Raw genomic sequence first — 17640 nt, 5'->3', positions numbered from 1 at the left:
CAGGGCAAGCCTGTAAAAGGCAGGCATATTACGACAGCCCGGCAAGCCGCCTGAGCTTGGCGATGGCCGTTCCGGCATCTTCACCATAGGAGATCGTGCCTTTGAAGACGCCATGCTTGTCGACGAGAAACACCGAGGCCGTGTGGTCCATGGTGTAATCGCCATCCTCGGTCGGGATCTTCGCCGCATAGACATGCCAGCCGGCAACCAGCCGTGCACTCTCATCAGGATCGCCGGTGATCCCGATCACACGGTCGGTAAAGGCTTCCGAGTAGCCTTTCATGATCTCCGGCGTGTCACGTTCGGGATCGACAGTCACGAAGAATGCCTGCAGATCCCTGCCCTCATCGCCCAGGGCGTCCAGCCACCCAGCCATCTCGTAGAGTGTGGTCGGACAGACTTCCGGGCAACGGGTGAAGCCGAAATAGAGCAGCGTCGGCCGTCCCTCGAAGGCAGCCTGGGTGATTGGCTCACCATCATGATCCACAAGCGTGAAATCGGCCCCCAGCCGCATCCCTGACGTTAGGGAACTATCAGTGCCCTGAACGGCAAACTGCCAGCCCAGAACCCCAATGGTGACGAGGCAAAGGGCCGCAACCGCCCCCAAGGCCCCGGCTTTCAGCCAATGGTGCGACACTGAGTCAGTCGCCATGCTTCATCTTGCTGTGATCAATCTCGCCATGCTCCATGTTGCCGTGGCTGTCCTTTGACATGTTTTGCTTCATCCTCTGGATGGTCTGGACATTGAAGTTGATATCAATCGAGCCAGCCTTCTCGAAGGTCAGGGTGACCGCGCGGGTCTCACCGTCCTTGAGCTGGCCATCAAGGCCGATGAACATGACATGGAAGCCACCCGGGTTGAGTTCGACCTCGCCACCAGCCGGAATTTCAAGACCACCGGGCAGTTCACGCATCTTCATGACGTCGTTCTCCATGCTCATTTCATGGATCTCGACCTTTTTGGCGAAACCGGCCTTGCCGCCAATCAGACGGTCAGCTTCACCACCGGTGTTGCGTATCGTCATGTAACCGCCAGAAACCGGTGCATTGGGCGGAGTGGCGCGGGCATAAGGATGGGTGATTTCAATCGGCCCAAGCTTGTAATCATGGGCAACCACTGCGGTTGCTGAGAAGCCCAGAAGGGCGGCGGTGAGTGTGAAAACGATGTTCTTCATATCATTTGCTTTCTGGGTGGCGCTCGAACCTGAGCGCGCTTGTTCAAAGAGTCCGGCCCTGTGAAAGGACCGTGAAACAGGGGATTTGACGGGAAGAAGGCCTGATTGGCGCGCATGCGCATATGCTCAAGCCTCAGCGTGAGCAGATTTGAGGGCTTAGCGCCTCAAAATCAGGCCTGGAGTGCCGGCGGAGCGCGCGGCGAAGCGCCAGGTCGCAAGGCCACCGCGACAAAGCTGACAACCTTGGGGAAGGTTATCTTGTGAGCCAAAGACCCGCAATTGACCGAGACGCCACTTGCGGGAAGCGGCAGGTCGGCTGAAGAGGAGATCCGGCAGGCCTCACAGCCATTGCTGTTGGCATGATGGCCATCATGGTCTTTGCCGGTCAGGCAGAGATCAGGCAGGGTGCCATCGGGAAGTATGTACTGGGTGAAGTCAACATCGGCATAGGCCGCGAGCTTATGGGAGACACTGGGCGGATTGTGCGCGAAGGCGACCATCAACAGGGCCAGCGCGCATATGATGCGCACCCATGCCGATCTGCCTTTGAGCCGTTGGTAGGTCACACTAACCTCGCCCGAATTGTCTATGGCTGTGTCTTACCGAAGCCACTCAGGGCCCGCAAGGCCCCGGGAGCGCAGTGCGTCAAGATGCGCTGCACCTGATTGCAGGCCAGCAGGCATCACGGCTGGCTGGTCAACACATAGGTCTTTCGGACCTGTTCGTGAATGGTCCACTCACCTTCCCAGCCCAACGGAAGCACCAGCACATCACCAGGTCCGATGCGGCGCTCGTCGCCGCCCTGTTTTCCCACGACCGTGGCTGACCCGCTGAGGATGTGGCAGATTTCCGAGGACTTGGTGCGGTCGGCGGAAAACCGCCCCGGCGTGCATTCCCAGACACCAACCCTGCTCACGCCATCGGCGGACGCCCAGAGTTCCTTGGCGGCTTCCACCTGGCCCTCGGTGAAGGTGGTCGGCTTGGGTGAGAACGCGCCCAGATCAAGGCTCGCAAGATCGCCAAAGCTTTTCAGATCAATCATCACAGTTCCTTGGTGGGATCAGGTCCGGCAGAACGCGGAGCGGTAGGCCTCGATCTCGCGGACACCACGTCCGAACCGGGCTCAGGAAATCATGGCTGGGGCGCCTGGATTCGAACCAGGGAATGGCGATACCAAAAACCGCTGCCTTACCACTTGGCTACGCCCCAGCATGTCGGTCCCGCAAACCATTGCCTGTCAGGACCTTCGCGGGGATAGCAAAAGCCGGATCGGATCACAAGCGCGGAAAATGCCCCTTTCCATGATTTTCGAAAGCGGAGGCGCCACCCATGCTGCAGTGCTTTGCCGGTCTGTTGCCTTGCCTCCGGTGCAACAGGTTTTCCGGCGCGGCCAATGTTGACTTCACGCGCCTGGACGAGGACAGTCCCGGCGACATCGGCCGCCCTGCGTGCTCGGTATGGCACGTGGCTGTTTCCGGGTCTCAAGGCCCTGGCACGATCTGGAGCAAAATGTGAGCGACCCTGAATTCGATCGGGCCTTTGAGCCTTCCCACGGCAAGGCTGTGCCGGCGGCAGACAATGTGTTGCGGGTGACTGCACCCAATTCCGGTCCACTGACCTTTCACGGCACAAACAGCTACATCGTCGGGCGCGAGACCCTGGCAGTGATCGATCCAGGACCCGAGGACGAGAGCCATTGGCGGGCGCTCAAAACGGCGATCGGTGACCGCCCGGTCAGCCACATCTTTGTCACCCACACCCATCGTGATCATTCGCCCCTTGCGTCGCGGCTCAAAGCCGAAACCGGCGCGATTGTGGTGGCTGAAGGCCCGCACAGATCCGCGCGGCCGCTCTACACCGGGGAGGTCAACCCGCTCAAGGAAAGCTCCGACATGGAGTTTACACCCGACATCGCCGCCGCCCATGGCGCAATCACTCAGGGCGACCGCTGGGCGATCGAGACATTGCACACGCCCGGCCACACCGCAAACCATGCCGCGTTTGCGCTTCAAGGCACCGGGATCGTGTTTTCCGGCGACCATGTGATGGCCTGGGCGACTTCGATCATTGCGCCGCCCGATGGTGCGATGAGCGACTTCATGGCCTCGCTCGACATGCTCCTGGGGCGTGACGACCAGCGCTACCTGCCCGGTCATGGTGGCGCGGTGAAAGAGCCGCGCAAATTTGTTCGCGCGCTCAAGACCCACAGGCGCATGCGTGAACAGGCTGTGCTCTCCAGGGTCGGCAAGGGCGACCGGCTGATCAGCGAGATGGTGGCAGCGATCTACCGCGACACCGATCCCCGGCTTCACGGGGCAGCGGCACTCTCGGTGCTGGCCCATCTGGAAGATCTTGTCGGCCGCGGCGCGGTGGTGACCGACGGACCGCCCTCCATCAATGGCGAATATCAGCCGGGCTAGAGCACGCCCTGCCCACCATCGAGGCCCGGGCTTCAGCCTCCGGCAATCCCCAGCAACCGTACATCGAGGTCGCGCAGGAACCGGGTGATCAGCTCTGCGTTCAAACCAAGATCATGATTGCCGTCGCGGGTTGCTGCGCGCATGTCGACGAAGGTGGTTTCCTCTTCCTCAGAGAGGCGCACAAGCACATCCTGCGGGATGCCCAGAACCAGGGTCCTGGTGCGGTACTGAAGTACGGCAAAGGTGGGAAGCGGCTCCAACCAGTCACTCTCGACACCGGGCCGGGGGACGGGCACCGGCGCGCGCGACGGATCGGCTTCACCGCTGGCGGCCTCTTCATCCTCTTCGTCTGCCAGATTTTCCTCAAGACCATCAAACAGGGTCTCTGCGCCGATATTGGCGACAAGAACCCATTTGGCGTCTGCGGCGACGGCGTTGACCGCCGGCAGGACCCTGTCGATAGCGCCTTCATAACGGCGACCGGTGACACTCGGGTAGGCCTGCAATTGAAGATTTCGCGTCGCAGGATCCACCTCATCCGAGCGCAGCAGCCAGGACGCAACAAAAGGCGGAGGCTCAAGCCATTGAGGTGGATCTTCAATGTCGGTGGAAACATCATGCAGCGCAGGAAGCGTCACATAGCGCGCCGCGGCAAGACCGACAGGAACAAGCACCAGAAGCGCCATGACCATGCCGCTGAAAGATGCATGACCGCCCTTGGCTCCAATGTGCCAGAGCATGATAAAGCCGATCACCGCGAGACCGAACACCAGCATCGCGAGGAATGTGGCAATCAGGATAACCGCTACCGCGTTCGGCAAGGCCAGTATCGCCAGCCGATGCAACAGCACTGCCATCAGCGCGAGCATGAGCGTGAACCGGCCCAATCTGCGCGCCCAAGCGGCCGCGAGCGAGTTTGGTCTTTGAGGGCGGAAGGGCATGCGGCGGCCAGTCTCCGGGCGGGCGGCGCACAGTCGCGCGACGAACATTCGAGACGTTTCATTAGCCGCTCATTGCAAGCGCGGCAAGCGCCACACTTCGGCCATGCTTGGCAGTCTAGATAAAGAATTGGGGGGCAGATCGACCCGCACAGTCCTGTGCAGCGAAGGAGATCCGCCATGGAAACTGAACAAGTCCCGCCGCAAAATGCCGCGACCCCCCCCTATGGCGGCCGCCAGTTCATCGGCCCGCGGCTTCCGCTGCCAGCGGATCCCGCCGCTCTTGCCGCCCGCCCTGGTGATTACATCTCCAAGACTGCTCACGCTGTTCAAACCGGCTCCCAGCGCGCTTCACCGGCGCCGATCAGCCTGGACCTGATGGAGCTTGAACTGGCGCTTGATCCCGATGAGATCAACGGTCACGGGTTTTGCGAGGCTGTTCGCGATGCGGCCAAGGCCTCCGGTGCGGAGTTCCTGTTCGATCTGCCGGCTTCCGGGCTCATTGGAGATGCTCAGCGTATTGCCGTCATATGCCTGTCGCGCAAGGATGGCGGCCGCTTCGGCCTGGTTCTGCTTTCACCCGAAGGCGACCGTGCCACCGCTGTCGAGCCGGGACCGGAAACTGCCGGCCTGGTGCAATTCGCCAAGGCCTTCCTCGCCGTGCTGGAGAGGCTCTGATTTACAAGAGCCTATTCGGCGGGAACAATGGAGGCTGAGCCGGACTGCTGCGTTTCAGAAGCGCGAAGCGCGAACCTGGCCAGCGCCGCTCCAGCCATCATTGACGCCAATCCCACAAGCGAGGAAACCGCCAGAACAGAGCCACCTGTCAGGCCTGCCCCGATGGTGCAGCCGACGGCGAGAATGCCGCCGAATCCCATCAGTACCGAGCCGGCTGCATAGCGCCAGATCGAGGGCGTGCCGGGTTCGGCGAAGGTCGCGATGCGGAACTCGCCCGAAACCAGGGCCGCCAGGAATGCGCCCAGAACCGCGCCAATCAACACGCCCTGATCAAGCCCGGCAAAGCCGTTGCCCAGCGCCAGTTCGCCGGTGGTGGCAAGCGGGCGGATGAAGGACAGGCTCTCGGCCTGGATCGGCTCGAACACCTGTGTTGAAAGTTGCCAGGTAAAGTACCAGCCGACGGCCACAGTCAGGCCGATTGCGGCACCGCCAAACAAACGCCAGAGCGACAGCTTTGCCTTGAGGGCCAGCCCAAGCGCAATTGCAGTCAGCACGCCCCCGATTGCAAGGCCGGTTGACTGGCCGGCACCGAGATGGGCGAGCAGGTCATTGCCGCCGATGGCGGCGGTGCTCCAGACACCCCCGATGAGATCGCGCAGCGGCACCAGCAAACCACTGTAAGTGGCCAGCGCGGTCAGCGCGACTATCGCGATCGAGAAGACCCCGCGCAGATTGCCCGAAGCGCCCAGCACCATCAGCCGGGACACGCATCCGCGCGCCAGCACCATTCCGATGCCGAACACCAGGCCGCCGATGATGGCGCCCGAGAGGCTTTGAGCGGTGGAGAAAAAGCGGGTTTCCGCAACATCGATCTGGTCAGCGAACAACAGCCACTGAACCGCCAGGATCGCGGCGGCGAAGCCGGCTGTCCAGGTGGCCAGAGGCTTGATGTCGCTGTCACCCATTGCCGCAAGCACCGCCGAACGGGTGCAGAAACGGCTGCGCTGTGCGAACACGCCGAAAGCGAGGCCGAGCGCGAGGCCGCCAACCAACGCAGTTTGCGGCTCACCGATAAGATCGATCAGGGGAACGAGGTCCATGGCTTTAGTCTCCGTAGAAAGTATCGCCAAAATACAATTTATCACGAGGGACTGGATGGCTGCAGGTTTCGCCAAACAGCCGGTCCGCAGGTTTTTCTTTCTCACAGACCCGGCAGAAATAGAATTGATTTCCACGCAGGTGTTTTGACAGCCGCAAGAGGGCGAAAATTGTCTTTCAACCACACCAGCCGAACGGGGCATGCCGAAAGCCCTAAGGTTGTTCAGGCCGTTGGCTTCTTCGCAATGGCAGCCTGGGCTGCGGCCAAGCGGGCAATGGGCACACGGAAGGGCGAGCAACTGACATAGTCAAGCCCGATGGATTCGCAGAAGCGGACAGATGCCGGATCACCGCCATGCTCGCCACAGATGCCGAGCTTGATGTCGGGCCGGGTGGCCCTGCCCTTCTCGGAAGCGATCCGCACCAGTTCGCCGACACCGTCGATGTCCAGCGTAACGAACGGGTCCTGCTCGATGATGCCCTTTTGCTGATAGGTCATCAGGAAGGACGAGGCGTCATCGCGCGAAATCCCGAAGGTGGTCTGGGTCAGGTCGTTGGTGCCGAAGGAGAAGAATTCGGCCACTTCCGCAATCGCATGGGCACGGATGGCGGCCCGCGGCAATTCGATCATGGTGCCAACCAGATATTCAATGCCGACACCCGCCTCGCCGATGATCTCCTTGGCCACGGCATCGATCCGCGCCTTGACGAAATCGAGCTCCTCACGAAGGCCGACCAGCGGGACCATGATTTCAGGCACCACCGGCGCGCCGGTGGATTTGGCTGCCTCGACGGCGGCCTCGAAAATGGCACGGGCCTGCATCTCGGCAATTTCGGGATAGGAGATCGCCAGCCGGCAGCCGCGATGGCCCAGCATCGGGTTGAATTCATGCAGTTCATCGACCCGTTGGCTGAGCTTCTCAACCGAGACGCCGATGAGACCGGCAACTTCTGCGATTTCCGCGTCGGTCTTGGGCAGGAATTCGTGCAGCGGCGGATCGAGCAACCGGATCGTGACCGGCAGCCCCTTCATGATCTCGAACAGCTCGATGAAATCGGAACGCTGCATCGGCAAAAGCTTGGCGAGTGCCGCGCGGCGGCCATCTTCGGCGTCGGCCAGGATCATCTCGCGCATGGCGGTGATGCGGTCGCCCTCAAAGAACATGTGCTCGGTGCGGCACAGGCCAATACCTTCGGCCCCGAACGAGCGCGCGGCACGGGCATCGGCAGGGGTTTCGGCATTGGTGCGCACCTTCATGCGCCGCGTTGCATCGGCCCATTCCATGATCTGGCCGAAATCGCCCGAGAGTTCAGGCTGCAGCATCGCGACCGCGCCTTTGAGCACCTGCCCGGTCGAACCATCCAATGTGATCACATCACCGGCTTTCAGGGTCGTCCCAAGAGCCACCAGGGTTCCATTGCGGCCGTCGATGCGCAAACCGCCGGCACCGGAGACACAGGGCGTGCCCATGCCGCGTGCCACGACGGCGGCGTGGCTGGTCATGCCGCCGCGCGAGGTCAGGATGCCCTCGGCGGCGTGCATGCCATGAATGTCTTCCGGGCTGGTTTCGACCCGCACCAGGATCACCTTGCGGCCGGCCTTGACGGCTTCGACTGCCTCGTCGGAGGTGAAAACAATCTCGCCAGTTGCAGCACCGGGAGACGCGGGAAGGCCCGAAGCGATCACATCGCGGCGCGCATGGGGATCAATTGTCGGATGCAGAAGCTGGTCGAGCGACGCAGGATCGACGCGCAACACCGCCTCCTCGCGGGTGATCAGCCCCTCTTCGGCCATGTCGACGGCGGCCTTCAACGCTGCCTTCGCGGTGCGCTTGCCCGAACGGGTCTGCAGCATCCACAATTTGCCGCGCTCGATGGTGAACTCCAGATCCTGCATGTCGCGGTAGTGCCGCTCGAGCCGGTCGCAGATACCGAGAAACTCGCCGAACGCTTCGGGCATGAGTTTTTCGAGCGACGGCCGGTCCGAGCCGGCAGCGATGCGCGAGGCTTCGGTGATCGACTGCGGAGTGCGGATCCCGGCGACAACATCCTCGCCCTGGGCGTTGACCAGGAATTCGCCATACAGCTCATTGGCGCCGGTCGACGGGTTGCGGGTAAAGGCCACGCCGGTCGCCGATGTGTCGCCGAGATTGCCGAACACCATCGCCTGGACATTGACCGCTGTTCCCCATGATGCGGGGATGTCGTGGAGCTGCCGGTAGGTGATGGCGCGCGCATTCATCCAGCTTGCAAAGACCGCGCCGATCGCGCCCCAAAGCTGCTGGTGCGGATCCTGCGGGAACGGCACACCGAGTTCTTCCTCGATGACCGCCATGTAACGGGCGATGATCTCGCGCCATTCAGCTGCGCTCACATCGGTGTCCAGCTCATGACCAAGACGAGCCTTCTCATCTTCGAGGATTTCCTCGAACACCTCGTGATCGAGGCCCATAACCACATCGCCATACATCTGGATAAAGCGACGGTAGCTGTCCAACGCAAACCGCTCGTCGCCGGATGCACGCGCAACTGCTGCCACCGTGGCATCGTTGAGACCGAGATTGAGGACGGTATCCATCATGCCGGGCATCGAGGCGCGGGCTCCCGAGCGCACCGAAAGAAGCAATGGCTTTTCGGGATCACCAAAACGACGGCCGGCAATCTCACCAACCTGGATCAATGCGTCGGTAACGGCCTTCTCCAGGCCATCGGGCATTTTGCGCCCGTTTTCGTAGTACCAGACGCAGGCCTCGGTGGTGATGGTCAGGCCCGGTGGCACCGGAAGGCCAAGATTGCACATCTCGGCAAGATTGGCGCCCTTGCCGCCCAGGAGGTTGCGATCCCCCGCCGAACCTTCCGCCTGCCCGTCACCGAAAGTGTAGACCCATTTGGTCATGCAACTGCTCTCCACTTCGCCCGCCGCGGCCACTTGCCCGACCAAGCTTCCGGCAAGGCTTATGCGGTGCAGCATTGAAAGGTCAACCCCGCCTTTGGCAGCGGTTCCGCCTATATCGATTGAAAACGCAATGCGGTGCGATCAAGCGCAATTCGACCGCCGGCGAACAGGCATTTCAGGGTTTTGCATTTGCCTTGAGCCAGTCGAGCAGTACCAGTGCATCCGGATTGGGGCGCTGTTCTTGCCGCCAGAGGGGGCGAACCAGCAGGCCGCCCTCGAAACGGACAAAGCCCAGCGGGGCAATCAGCTCGCCGGTCTCGATCATGCCTGACACGAGAAACCGCGCAGCCATGGCGATCCCCATACCGTTCCGGGCGGCCTGAAAGGTCAGATAGGAATGGTCGAAGACCTGTTCCTTGCGCGCCTGGACGGTTACACCAGTCAAGCGGCTCCAGTTTTCCCAATCGCTTTCGTTGCCATTGCGGTCAATGCGGGTCTGGACCGACAACACACCATCGGCATGTGTGTGTGGATAGTCAGGAGACAGGACCGGCCCCATTTCCACGTCACCCAAAGAAACAGCGCCATGCCAATGGCCGGGACTGAATACCCGGTTGTAGGAAAAGGTCAGATCCGCCCTGCCTTCATAATCGAGGCTGCCATTGGGGCCGACGAGCCGGATCGAAACGTCAATATGCGGATATTCGGCATTGAATCGGGCGATCACGGGTATCAGCCACGAGCGGGCGAAGGTCGCGCTGGCCAGAATCCGCACCGGCCGGTTGGCGCTATCGGCGGCAAGTTCGCTCCAGCCGGTGCGCATCTCATCAAGCGCGCGGGCCACAATCCTTGCGAATGTGCGACCCTCTGATGTGAGTTCTATTCCGCTTCCCTGTTTGGTGAACAACACTGTACCGGTGTGGTCCTGCAGCGAATGCAGTTGTTTTGACACGGCTCCGTGGGTTCTTCCCAGCCGATCCGCCGCTTCGGTGACGGAACCCGTGCGGTAAAATGCCTCAAAGGCTAGCAGGCTGGTCAGTGGCGGCAGAGACTCCATGGCATGCTCCATAGTGAGTTTTTCTCACGAGCCCGGTTCCAATTACTCAATTTTTTTATTCGGAAGAAGCAGTATTTTGCTGAAACATGAAAGGAAACCAAAATGCTGGCCGAGAATGTCCCTCCCGAAACCAGACTTGAGCGCAATGCGCATCACCTGGATTACCGTGGCAAGTCCTATCTGCGGTTCAATGCGCTGCCGGAAAGCAGCCCGGTTTCGCGCTACCCGGAGATCACCCGCATGCTGGAGCAGGCCGGCAAACGGGACGAGCCGCTAACCGTTACGGAGGTTCAAAGACCACGTCTTGGCGATACGCTCAGGCTGTGGATTGCCCGTTTCAGCGAACGCAGGCGCATGCTTCGCGAACTCGACGCCTTCACCGACACAATGCTTCTCGACCTTGGCATGACGAGGAAAGAAGCCCAGGCGGTGGCGCGGACGCCGTTCTGGCGAGACTATCCGTAAACGATCTGGCTGTTGCCTCCTGCCCCTCAGCAAACCGGCCTTGCCCGTGGCCGCCCGCTGTCACATGTCGTCACCAACGGCAACGCAAAGTGATCGCTTCCCGTGAAAGAAGACATTGTATCGCAGCATCAAAGTATGGACCCGGCCGCTCAAGCCGATTAACAGGAGAGCCGGTGTCATGCGGGCCCACTGTGTCCATCATCAGAGATGCAATGGTACCAAAACCCGTCCCACGGCACCGCGATGCCCCACAGACCCAGGACCGACCGCACAATGTCAGCAAGCCGCCAGGATCCAGTTCGTTTCGTTGATCTCGTGGCCCAGCAGGCGCGCATCCGCGACCGGGTTGATGCAGCAGTCGCGAGGGTGCTCGATCATGGTCAGTACGTTATGGGCCCCGAGGTCGCGGAGCTGGAGGCACAATTGTCGGCCCATTGCGGTGCCGCGCATTCCATCGCCTGCTCATCGGGAACGGACGCACTGGCGATGGTGCTGATGGCAAAAATGGTGCGGCCGGGCCAGGCTATCTTCTGCCCGTCCTTTACCTTTGTCGCCACCGCCGAGGTGGTGGCGTGGCTCGGCGCGCATATCTGGTTTGTCGATGTGGACGCCGATACCTTCAACATGGATCCCGCCTCACTCGAAACCGCTATTGCTGAAGCGAGGGCCGCCGGTCATGAACCGGTGGGCGTGATCCCGGTGGATCTGTTTGGCGTTCCTGCCGATTACGACGCCATATCGAAAATCGCCGCCCGCGAAGGCTTGTGGGTGCTTGGCGACGGGGCGCAGGCCTATGGTGCGCGCTATCACAACAGCCGGGTCGGCACATTGGCGATGGCGACCGCCACCAGCTTCTTCCCGGCCAAACCGCTGGGCGCCTATGGCGATGGCGGGGCGATCTTCACCGATGACGCGGAACTCGCCGAGACGCTGCGCTCGATCCTGTTTCACGGCAAGGGCACCAGCCAGTATGACAATGTGCGCATCGGCATGACCGGCCGCATCGACACCATGCAGGCAGCGATCCTGATCGAGAAACTGGCGATCTTCGATGACGAGATCGAAGCCCGCAACCGGATCGCAGCCCGTTATTCGTCGCTGCTTTCGGGCCATGTGGCCACACCGCACGTCCCCGAGGGGCTGCAGTCGGTCTGGGCGCAATACACAGTCAAGCTTCCAGACGGAGCCGACCGTGGCGCCATCCAGTCGCAGATGAAGGACAAGGGCGTCCCCAGCGCGGTCTATTATTCCAAGCCGCTGCATTTGCAGGACGCCTACAGCCATCACGGCATCGCAGGCAGCGCGCTGCCGGTGACCGACATGCTCTCGGGCTGCGTCCTCAGCCTGCCGATGCATCCCTATCTCGATGAAGAGACCCAGGACCGGGTAGCCGAGGCCCTGATTTCGGCCTTGTAGGGCATCCGTTGCACCGGACGCGGCAATTTCACGGGTCGAGAATTCGGCTGGTGAGCTATCGTTCGACTTGCCTGGCAACCCGCCTGATGAAGTCCGCACATGCCTCGGGGGCTGTCATCGGGATCATGTGGCCTGCGCCCTCCAGCTCCTCATAGTTCAGCCCATAGGCTTCCATTTGGCGCCCGTGAACATCCGGGTTCAGGATGGGATCTTCCGCACCGAACAGGACTGCTCCGGGCGTCTTGAGATCGGATTTGTAGCGGGCGACAAGTGCGGGCAATGACGCCGTTGTGGCGGCGAGATCGGCCGACGCTCCCAGGAAGGTTTTCGGGCGCGAGTTCAGCGCAAATCCGCCCTTGATCATGAAATCACCGGGGGCCGCCTCAGGTGCAAATACCTGCTCAAGAGTGGCCTTGGCGGTCATTTTTCCGACCGGTGCCGCAAGCGTGTAGGCCAGGAAGAGACGCAGGAGTTTTGGCCTGATCATCAGAATCTCAAAGACCGCATGTGGCTTCCCTTCCGCGTGGGTCAATGGACACAGCAGCGCCAGCGCACCGATCTTCTCAGGTCGTTCCAGAGCCATGGCAAGCGACACCGCCCCGCCAAGGGAATGGCCGACAAGAACCGGCTTCTCGACGCCAAGCTGATCGAGAAAAGCGCCCAATATGCGCGCCTGTGCAGGAAGCGTCGCCGCCTCGTCACTGGACCGGGTTGAATAGCCCGAGCCCGGACGGTCCAGATTGATCACCCGGAACTCTGACGACAGCTGTGCGGTCAGCGCGTAGCCAAGATTGTTCAGGTTGCCTGCAAGGCCATGGATCATCACCAGCACAGGTGCATCGCGCGGACCTTCATCAGTGTAGTGAATCTCATTGCCTGCAACTGTCAGCGTCTTGCCGTGCTTGGGAACCGCGCGCCTGGCGCCGCTGGAGACAATGAGCGTCCACAGAAAAAACGCGAACAAGAACAGCGCGATGATGATCAGCGCCCCGGCATAAACACTCATGGATTGAATTTCCTCTTCTCACGCCGAAAGTCTGTCGTCTTTCCTATCGGCGGCTCGTCCCTCACCCCGCATCCCGCAACTGCTCGGCTGTCTGAAGATCCACCGAGACCAGCTGGCTGACGCCCTGCTCGGCCATGGTGACGCCGAACAGGCGGTTCATGCGGGCCATGGTGATCGGGTTGTGGGTGATGATGACGAAACGGGTCTCGGTGGAGGCCGCCATTTCGTCCATCAGGTTGCAGAAGCGCTCGACATTGTGATCATCAAGCGGCGCGTCGACCTCGTCGAGCACACAGATCGGCGCCGGGTTGGTCAGGAATACCGCGAAGATCAGCGCCATGGCCGTGAGCGCCTGCTCGCCGCCCGAAAGCAGCGTCATGGTCTGCGGCTTCTTGCCTGGCGGCCGTGCCAGAATTTCAAGCCCGGCTTCAAGCGGGTCGTCGGATTCAATGAGCTGCAGTTCTGCCGTGCCGCCACCGAACAGATGGGTGAACAGCCGCTGGAACTGGGCGTTGACCTCGTCAAAGGCGACCAGCAGGCGCTCGCGGCCTTCCTTGTTGAGGCTCTGGATTCCGGCGCGCAGCTTCTTGATCGCGTCGATGATGTCTTCGCGCTCGGTGATGATGGTTTCGAGCCGTTCCGAGAGTTCGGTCTGCTCTTCCTCGGCGCGCAGATTGACCGCACCGAGCCGTTCGCGTTCGATCTTGAGGCGCTCAAGAGTGCGCTCGATCTGGGCCGGATCAGGCATCGGCGCGTCGGCAGCCAGGCCGGTGTGGCGCATGGCTTCATGCGGTTCGCAGTTCAGCGCTTCGCGGATGCGGGCCTCACCGTCCTCGCGCCGCTCCTTGGCCGCCATCAGGCGCTCCTCAGCCCGGCCGCGCGCTTCCCGGCCCTGAGACAAATGCCCGATCGCCTCGGTGGCGGTCTTGTCTGCCTCGCGCGATGTGGTCTCGGCGGCGGCCAGCGCATCGGCAGCCTGCTGGCGGCGCTTTTCAACCTCAGAGAGCTGATGCATCAGCTCGCGGCGGCGTACGGCGATTTCGTCGGGCGCTTCGGCGATTTGCGTCACTTCGGCTTGGGTTTCGTCGGCGCGGGTGCGCAAGGATGCAAGGTGGCTTTCCGCGTTGGTCGCGCGTTCGCTCCAGCTCGCGCGTTCCGCGGCAATCGCTTCAAGCCGCCGTGCGCGGGCCTGGTTCTCGCGCTCAAGCCCTTCATGGGCGGCACGGGCCTCGGCCAGCGCACCGCGGTCGGTTGCCACTTCGGCGTTGATCTTGGTCAGCGCGGCGTTGAGTGCGGAGAGATCGGGACAGGCTTTCAAAGCCGTCGCGGCCTCTTCAAGCGCAGTCTGTGTCTCGGCAAGCTGTGCACCCACCTGGGCGCGGGACTCGGTGAGCACCGCGCGGCGGTTTGACAGTTCACCCGAGGCGCGCTCGGCGCTGGCCAGTTCGTCACGGGCGCGGCTCACATTGCGGCTGGCATCGCGGATCAGATCGCGCGCGGCCTTGCCTTCGCCGACACGCTGGGCCACCGCCGCCTCGCTCTCCTGAAGTACGGCTTCCGCTTCACGCAGGGCCTTGGTGGCCTCCACGGCTTCGGCATCGAGTTCGGCCAGACGGTTCTTCTGCTCAAGGCGCATCGCAGCCGGTGTCGGCGCATCGGCGGATGCGACATAGCCATCCCATCTCAACAGCGCACCATCGCGGGTGACGAGCCGCTGGCCAGGCTTGAGCGCTGCATGGAGCGCGCGGCCATGGTCCGCATCGGCCACCAGGCCGACCTGTGCGAGGCGCCGGGCGAGTTCGGCAGGCGCACGGACATGGGTCGACAGCGGTGTCACGCCATCAGGCAATGCCGGATCATCTGCTACCGTTTCGAGCCTGGCCCAGTGCGCCGGTGCAGCCGGATCAAGCGGCAGGTCAAGATCATCGCCCAGCGCCGCGCCAAGCGCGGTCTCGTAGCCGCGGTCGACCTTGATCTTCTCGACCACCGGCGGGAAAAGGTCCGAGCCCTGCCCGGCATTGAGCATGCGGGAAATGGTCTTGGCCTCAGTCTCGATCGCATTGAGCCGGGCTCTTGCTTCCGTCACCGGCTGGCGTGCCCCGGCTTCCGTCTCGCGGGCAGCTTCAAGGGCGGTCTCGATGCGCGACAATGCCGTCTCGGCTTCGCTCAGCGCCTTTTCGGCGGTCTCGGTCTCGGCACGCTTGGCCGCAGGATCGGGCAGCCCGGCAATGCGTTCAGCGATCCCGGCAAGATCGGCGTCCTGGCTGGCGATCTGCCGCTCGAGCCGGGCCTTGCGCTCACCGGCTTCGCGGATGACACGCTCAAGCTGGGTGCGCTCGGCGGCGGCTTCGGCGCGCTCCGCGGTGACCACCCCGAGCGATGTTTCGGTTTCGGCGAGCTTGGCCTGGGCTGCTTCGAACGCCTGTTTGAGCTGAGCAGAACGCTCGCCGCTGCCTTCAAGGGCTGCGCGCAGTTCGCTCTCTTCGGCTGCCAGACGCTCCATCACGCCGGCATTGTCGGCGATCAGCCGCTGTTCGCGCTCGATATCGGCATGGAGCTGGGTGAGCCGGCGATCCAGCTCCTGACGGCGCTTTTCAAGCCGCTCCGCCTCCTCCTCGATCTGGGTGCGGGCGATCTGCAAACGCTGCAGGGCTGCAGCTTCCGCCGCCTCGGCCTCGCGCAGATCGGGCAGTTTGTGAGCCGCAATGGCCTGGTTCTTGGCCGCATCCATCTGCGCCTGCGCCAGTTCGGCCACGCGCGAGGTTGCCTGCGCCAGCGCGCTTTCAGCCTCCGCCTCCTGGGCTTTGGCAATCGACCAGCGCAGATGCAGAAGCGTCGCCTCGGCCTGACGGACATCAGCGGACAGGATCTTGAACCGGTTGGCCTGACGGGCCTGGCGCTTGAGGCTTTCGACCTGGGATTCCAGTTCGGACGTGACGTCATCAAGCCGTTCGAGATTGGTCTCGGCGGCGCGCAGCCTCAGTTCGGCCTCGTGGCGGCGTGAATGCAGGCCGGAAATGCCTGCCGCCTCTTCGAGCAATTGGCGCCGCGCCTGGGGTTTGGCCTGGATCAGTTCGCCGATACGGCCCTGCCCGACCATCGAGGGCGAGCGCGCGCCGGTGGAGGCGTCGGCAAAGAGAAGCTGCACATCCTTGGCGCGGGCTTCCTTGCCATTGATGCGATACACCGAGCCGGATTCGCGTTCGATGCGGCGGGTGACCTGGATCTCATCGGAATTGTTGAAGGCTGCGGGCGCGGTGCGGTCGGTATTGTCGAGATAGAGACCGACTTCTGCGGTGTTGCGCGCCGGGCGGTTGCCCGAGCCCGAGAAGATCACGTCGTCCATGCCCGAGGCGCGCATGTTCTTGTAGGAATTCTCGCCCATCACCCAGCGCATGGCTTCGACAAGATTGGACTTGCCGCAGCCATTGGGACCGACGACGCCGGTCAGGCCGCGCTCGATGTGGAATTCGGTCGGCTCAACGAAGGACTTGAAGCCCAGAACCCGGAGCTTGGTAAACCTCATGGCCGCAACTCCCGGCCACAGGCAATCACCGGCGCACTGCCCCCGCCCCGGCAAGCAAATTGCCGGGGGGCAATGCGCATGGACCGCTTACAGAAGCGGGTCGATGATCGCAGACATGGTTTCAACCGACATGTTCCCCGGATAGCGCTTCCCGTTGATGATGAAAGTCGGCGTCGACTGAACGCCAAACTCGTTTGCTGCCTTGGTTCTTACAGCATTCACATCGTCCAGAAGCTTCTGGTTCGTCAAGCAAGCCTCGAAGGACTCCTGTGTAAAACCGGCCAAACGGGCGATTTGCAGCAATGCCGCACGGCCATCCTGAGCCGTCGCCCAGCTGCGCTGCTGTTTGAACATCACATCGACCAGCGGGAAGAACTGGTTTTCAGGCGCGCAGCGGGCCAGCATGATCGCTGCAGCCGCGCGGGGATCGAAGGGGAATTCGCGCAGAATGAAACGCACCTTGCCGGTGTCGACATATTTCTCGACCAGCGGCTTGAAGTTGTCCTCGTGGAAGGACGCGCAATGGGGGCAGGTCATCGACATGTATTCGACGATCGTGACCGGTGCATTTTCATCTCCAAGCGCCATCTCCTTGAGCGGTCCGGGTGCAAGCACCGCAGCCATGTCGACTTCACCGGCGGCCTGCGGCGCTTCCACAGCGGGCGTTGTAGAGCCAGTGATTTCGGGCGATGGCGTTGCGGCAGCGGTGTCCACTGGCGCTGCGGTTTCGGTTGACACACCAGCCTGCGGCGTCTCGTCAGAAGAGTCCGAGCAGCCGGCAAGGGTCAGGGCAAGCAGCGAAACGGTTGCGGCAGCGGTCAGTCGGGACGTCTTGAGGAACATGGGTATCACCTGTTTTCGAATTGCTTGAACTGCGCGCCTGCAGGTTGGGAAGAGCTGGCATGCGCGCCTGGCACCACACCAATCTCGTGACTGCCAGCTTTGCCTCAAACTCCTATAACGTC

Annotated in this window: 15 protein-coding genes and 1 tRNA gene; 4 read left to right on the top strand and 12 right to left on the bottom strand. The window is 62.2% G+C overall.

Going from position 1 to position 17640, the window contains the following annotated elements; genetic code table 11:
* Positions 1 to 28 precede the first annotated feature (28 nt).
* The 5 genes from HPDFL43_RS06695 to HPDFL43_RS06675 form a co-directional block, all read right to left on the bottom strand.
* Positions 29 to 652, bottom strand: coding sequence for an SCO family protein (locus tag HPDFL43_RS06695; protein ID WP_052093169.1), 624 nt, complete (start codon positions 650 to 652; stop codon positions 29 to 31).
* On the bottom strand, positions 642 to 1175 hold the full coding sequence (locus HPDFL43_RS06690; protein ID WP_007196528.1) for a copper chaperone PCu(A)C: 534 nt from the start codon (positions 1173 to 1175) through the stop codon (positions 642 to 644). The genes HPDFL43_RS06695 and HPDFL43_RS06690 overlap by 11 nt, the downstream gene beginning before the upstream one ends.
* A gap of 170 nt (positions 1176 to 1345) precedes the next feature.
* Positions 1346 to 1741 (bottom strand): hypothetical protein, encoded by a 396-nt coding sequence (locus tag HPDFL43_RS06685; protein WP_007196527.1) that lies wholly within the window; start codon positions 1739 to 1741, stop codon positions 1346 to 1348.
* Positions 1742 to 1857: 116 nt separating this feature from the next.
* Complete coding sequence (locus HPDFL43_RS06680; protein ID WP_007196526.1) at positions 1858 to 2217, bottom strand: cupin domain-containing protein; 360 nt, start codon at positions 2215 to 2217, stop codon at positions 1858 to 1860.
* A gap of 92 nt (positions 2218 to 2309) precedes the next feature.
* Positions 2310 to 2384, bottom strand: a tRNA-Gln gene (locus HPDFL43_RS06675).
* Positions 2385 to 2632: 248 nt separating this feature from the next.
* Between HPDFL43_RS06675 and HPDFL43_RS06670 the strand changes: the two genes are divergently transcribed.
* Positions 2633 to 3595, top strand: a complete 963-nt coding sequence (locus tag HPDFL43_RS06670) for an MBL fold metallo-hydrolase (RefSeq protein ID WP_007196525.1) — start codon at positions 2633 to 2635, stop codon at positions 3593 to 3595.
* 32 nt (positions 3596 to 3627) lie between these two features.
* Here the strand turns inward: HPDFL43_RS06670 and HPDFL43_RS06665 are convergent, their stop codons facing one another.
* Positions 3628 to 4464 (bottom strand): DUF1499 domain-containing protein, encoded by an 837-nt coding sequence (locus HPDFL43_RS06665; protein ID WP_007196524.1) that lies wholly within the window; start codon positions 4462 to 4464, stop codon positions 3628 to 3630.
* 249 nt (positions 4465 to 4713) lie between these two features.
* Here HPDFL43_RS06665 and HPDFL43_RS06660 point away from each other — a divergent pair, with 249 nt between their 5' ends.
* On the top strand, positions 4714 to 5211 hold the full coding sequence (locus HPDFL43_RS06660; protein ID WP_007196523.1) for a hypothetical protein: 498 nt from the start codon (positions 4714 to 4716) through the stop codon (positions 5209 to 5211).
* A gap of 11 nt (positions 5212 to 5222) precedes the next feature.
* Here HPDFL43_RS06660 and HPDFL43_RS06655 read toward each other — a convergent pair whose 3' ends face one another.
* The 3 genes from HPDFL43_RS06655 to HPDFL43_RS06645 form a co-directional block, all read right to left on the bottom strand.
* Positions 5223 to 6311, bottom strand: coding sequence for a YeeE/YedE family protein (locus HPDFL43_RS06655; RefSeq protein WP_007196522.1), 1089 nt, complete (start codon positions 6309 to 6311; stop codon positions 5223 to 5225).
* A gap of 221 nt (positions 6312 to 6532) precedes the next feature.
* Positions 6533 to 9205, bottom strand: a complete 2673-nt coding sequence (ppdK, locus tag HPDFL43_RS06650) for a pyruvate, phosphate dikinase (RefSeq protein WP_040449816.1) — start codon at positions 9203 to 9205, stop codon at positions 6533 to 6535.
* A gap of 175 nt (positions 9206 to 9380) precedes the next feature.
* Positions 9381 to 10262, bottom strand: coding sequence for a LysR family transcriptional regulator (locus HPDFL43_RS06645; RefSeq protein WP_169743233.1), 882 nt, complete (start codon positions 10260 to 10262; stop codon positions 9381 to 9383).
* 102 nt (positions 10263 to 10364) lie between these two features.
* On the opposite strand from HPDFL43_RS06645, the gene HPDFL43_RS22240 reads away from it, so the two are divergent.
* The gene (locus HPDFL43_RS22240; RefSeq protein ID WP_007196518.1) at positions 10365 to 10727 is read left to right on the top strand and encodes a DUF1127 domain-containing protein; all 363 of its coding nucleotides are present in this window, start codon (positions 10365 to 10367) and stop codon (positions 10725 to 10727) included.
* Positions 10728 to 11000: 273 nt separating this feature from the next.
* A complete protein-coding gene (locus tag HPDFL43_RS06635; protein ID WP_007196517.1) occupies positions 11001 to 12143 on the top strand; it encodes a DegT/DnrJ/EryC1/StrS family aminotransferase in 1143 nt (380 codons plus the stop codon).
* Between the two features lie 55 nt (positions 12144 to 12198).
* Here the strand turns inward: HPDFL43_RS06635 and HPDFL43_RS06630 are convergent, their stop codons facing one another.
* The 3 genes from HPDFL43_RS06630 to HPDFL43_RS06620 form a co-directional block, all read right to left on the bottom strand.
* On the bottom strand, positions 12199 to 13149 hold the full coding sequence (locus HPDFL43_RS06630) for an alpha/beta fold hydrolase (protein WP_007196516.1): 951 nt from the start codon (positions 13147 to 13149) through the stop codon (positions 12199 to 12201).
* Between the two features lie 61 nt (positions 13150 to 13210).
* The gene (gene smc, locus HPDFL43_RS06625) at positions 13211 to 16675 is read right to left on the bottom strand and encodes a chromosome segregation protein SMC (RefSeq protein ID WP_007196515.1); all 3465 of its coding nucleotides are present in this window, start codon (positions 16673 to 16675) and stop codon (positions 13211 to 13213) included.
* Positions 16676 to 16762: 87 nt separating this feature from the next.
* Positions 16763 to 17518, bottom strand: coding sequence for a DsbA family protein (locus HPDFL43_RS06620; protein ID WP_007196514.1), 756 nt, complete (start codon positions 17516 to 17518; stop codon positions 16763 to 16765).
* Positions 17519 to 17640 lie beyond the last annotated feature (122 nt).

It is taken from the genome of Hoeflea phototrophica DFL-43 (assembly GCF_000154705.2).
In the GTDB taxonomy this organism is placed as follows: Bacteria; Pseudomonadota; Alphaproteobacteria; order Rhizobiales; family Rhizobiaceae; genus Hoeflea; species Hoeflea phototrophica.
This window is presented reverse-complemented; position numbering and strand designations above follow the sequence as displayed.

Excerpts from the sequence above, each read along its gene's own strand:
- HPDFL43_RS06690 (WP_007196528.1), bottom strand. The coding sequence starts at position 1,175 with ATGAAGAACATCGTTTTCACACTCACCGCCGCCCTTCTGGGCTTCTCA.
- smc (WP_007196515.1), bottom strand. The coding sequence starts at position 16,675 with ATGAGGTTTACCAAGCTCCGGGTTCTGGGCTTCAAGTCCTTCGTTGAG.
- HPDFL43_RS22240 (WP_007196518.1), top strand. The coding sequence starts at position 10,365 with ATGCTGGCCGAGAATGTCCCTCCCGAAACCAGACTTGAGCGCAATGCG.
- HPDFL43_RS06645 (WP_169743233.1), bottom strand. The coding sequence starts at position 10,262 with ATGGAGTCTCTGCCGCCACTGACCAGCCTGCTAGCCTTTGAGGCATTT.
- HPDFL43_RS06680 (WP_007196526.1), bottom strand. The coding sequence starts at position 2,217 with ATGATTGATCTGAAAAGCTTTGGCGATCTTGCGAGCCTTGATCTGGGC.
- HPDFL43_RS06655 (WP_007196522.1), bottom strand. The coding sequence starts at position 6,311 with ATGGACCTCGTTCCCCTGATCGATCTTATCGGTGAGCCGCAAACTGCG.
- HPDFL43_RS06635 (WP_007196517.1), top strand. The coding sequence starts at position 11,001 with ATGTCAGCAAGCCGCCAGGATCCAGTTCGTTTCGTTGATCTCGTGGCC.
- HPDFL43_RS06665 (WP_007196524.1), bottom strand. The coding sequence starts at position 4,464 with ATGCTCGCGCTGATGGCAGTGCTGTTGCATCGGCTGGCGATACTGGCC.
- ppdK (WP_040449816.1), bottom strand. The coding sequence starts at position 9,205 with ATGACCAAATGGGTCTACACTTTCGGTGACGGGCAGGCGGAAGGTTCG.
- HPDFL43_RS06670 (WP_007196525.1), top strand. The coding sequence starts at position 2,633 with ATGGCACGTGGCTGTTTCCGGGTCTCAAGGCCCTGGCACGATCTGGAG.
- HPDFL43_RS06660 (WP_007196523.1), top strand. The coding sequence starts at position 4,714 with ATGGAAACTGAACAAGTCCCGCCGCAAAATGCCGCGACCCCCCCCTAT.
- HPDFL43_RS06620 (WP_007196514.1), bottom strand. The coding sequence starts at position 17,518 with ATGTTCCTCAAGACGTCCCGACTGACCGCTGCCGCAACCGTTTCGCTG.
- HPDFL43_RS06695 (WP_052093169.1), bottom strand. The coding sequence starts at position 652 with ATGGCGACTGACTCAGTGTCGCACCATTGGCTGAAAGCCGGGGCCTTG.
- HPDFL43_RS06630 (WP_007196516.1), bottom strand. The coding sequence starts at position 13,149 with ATGAGTGTTTATGCCGGGGCGCTGATCATCATCGCGCTGTTCTTGTTC.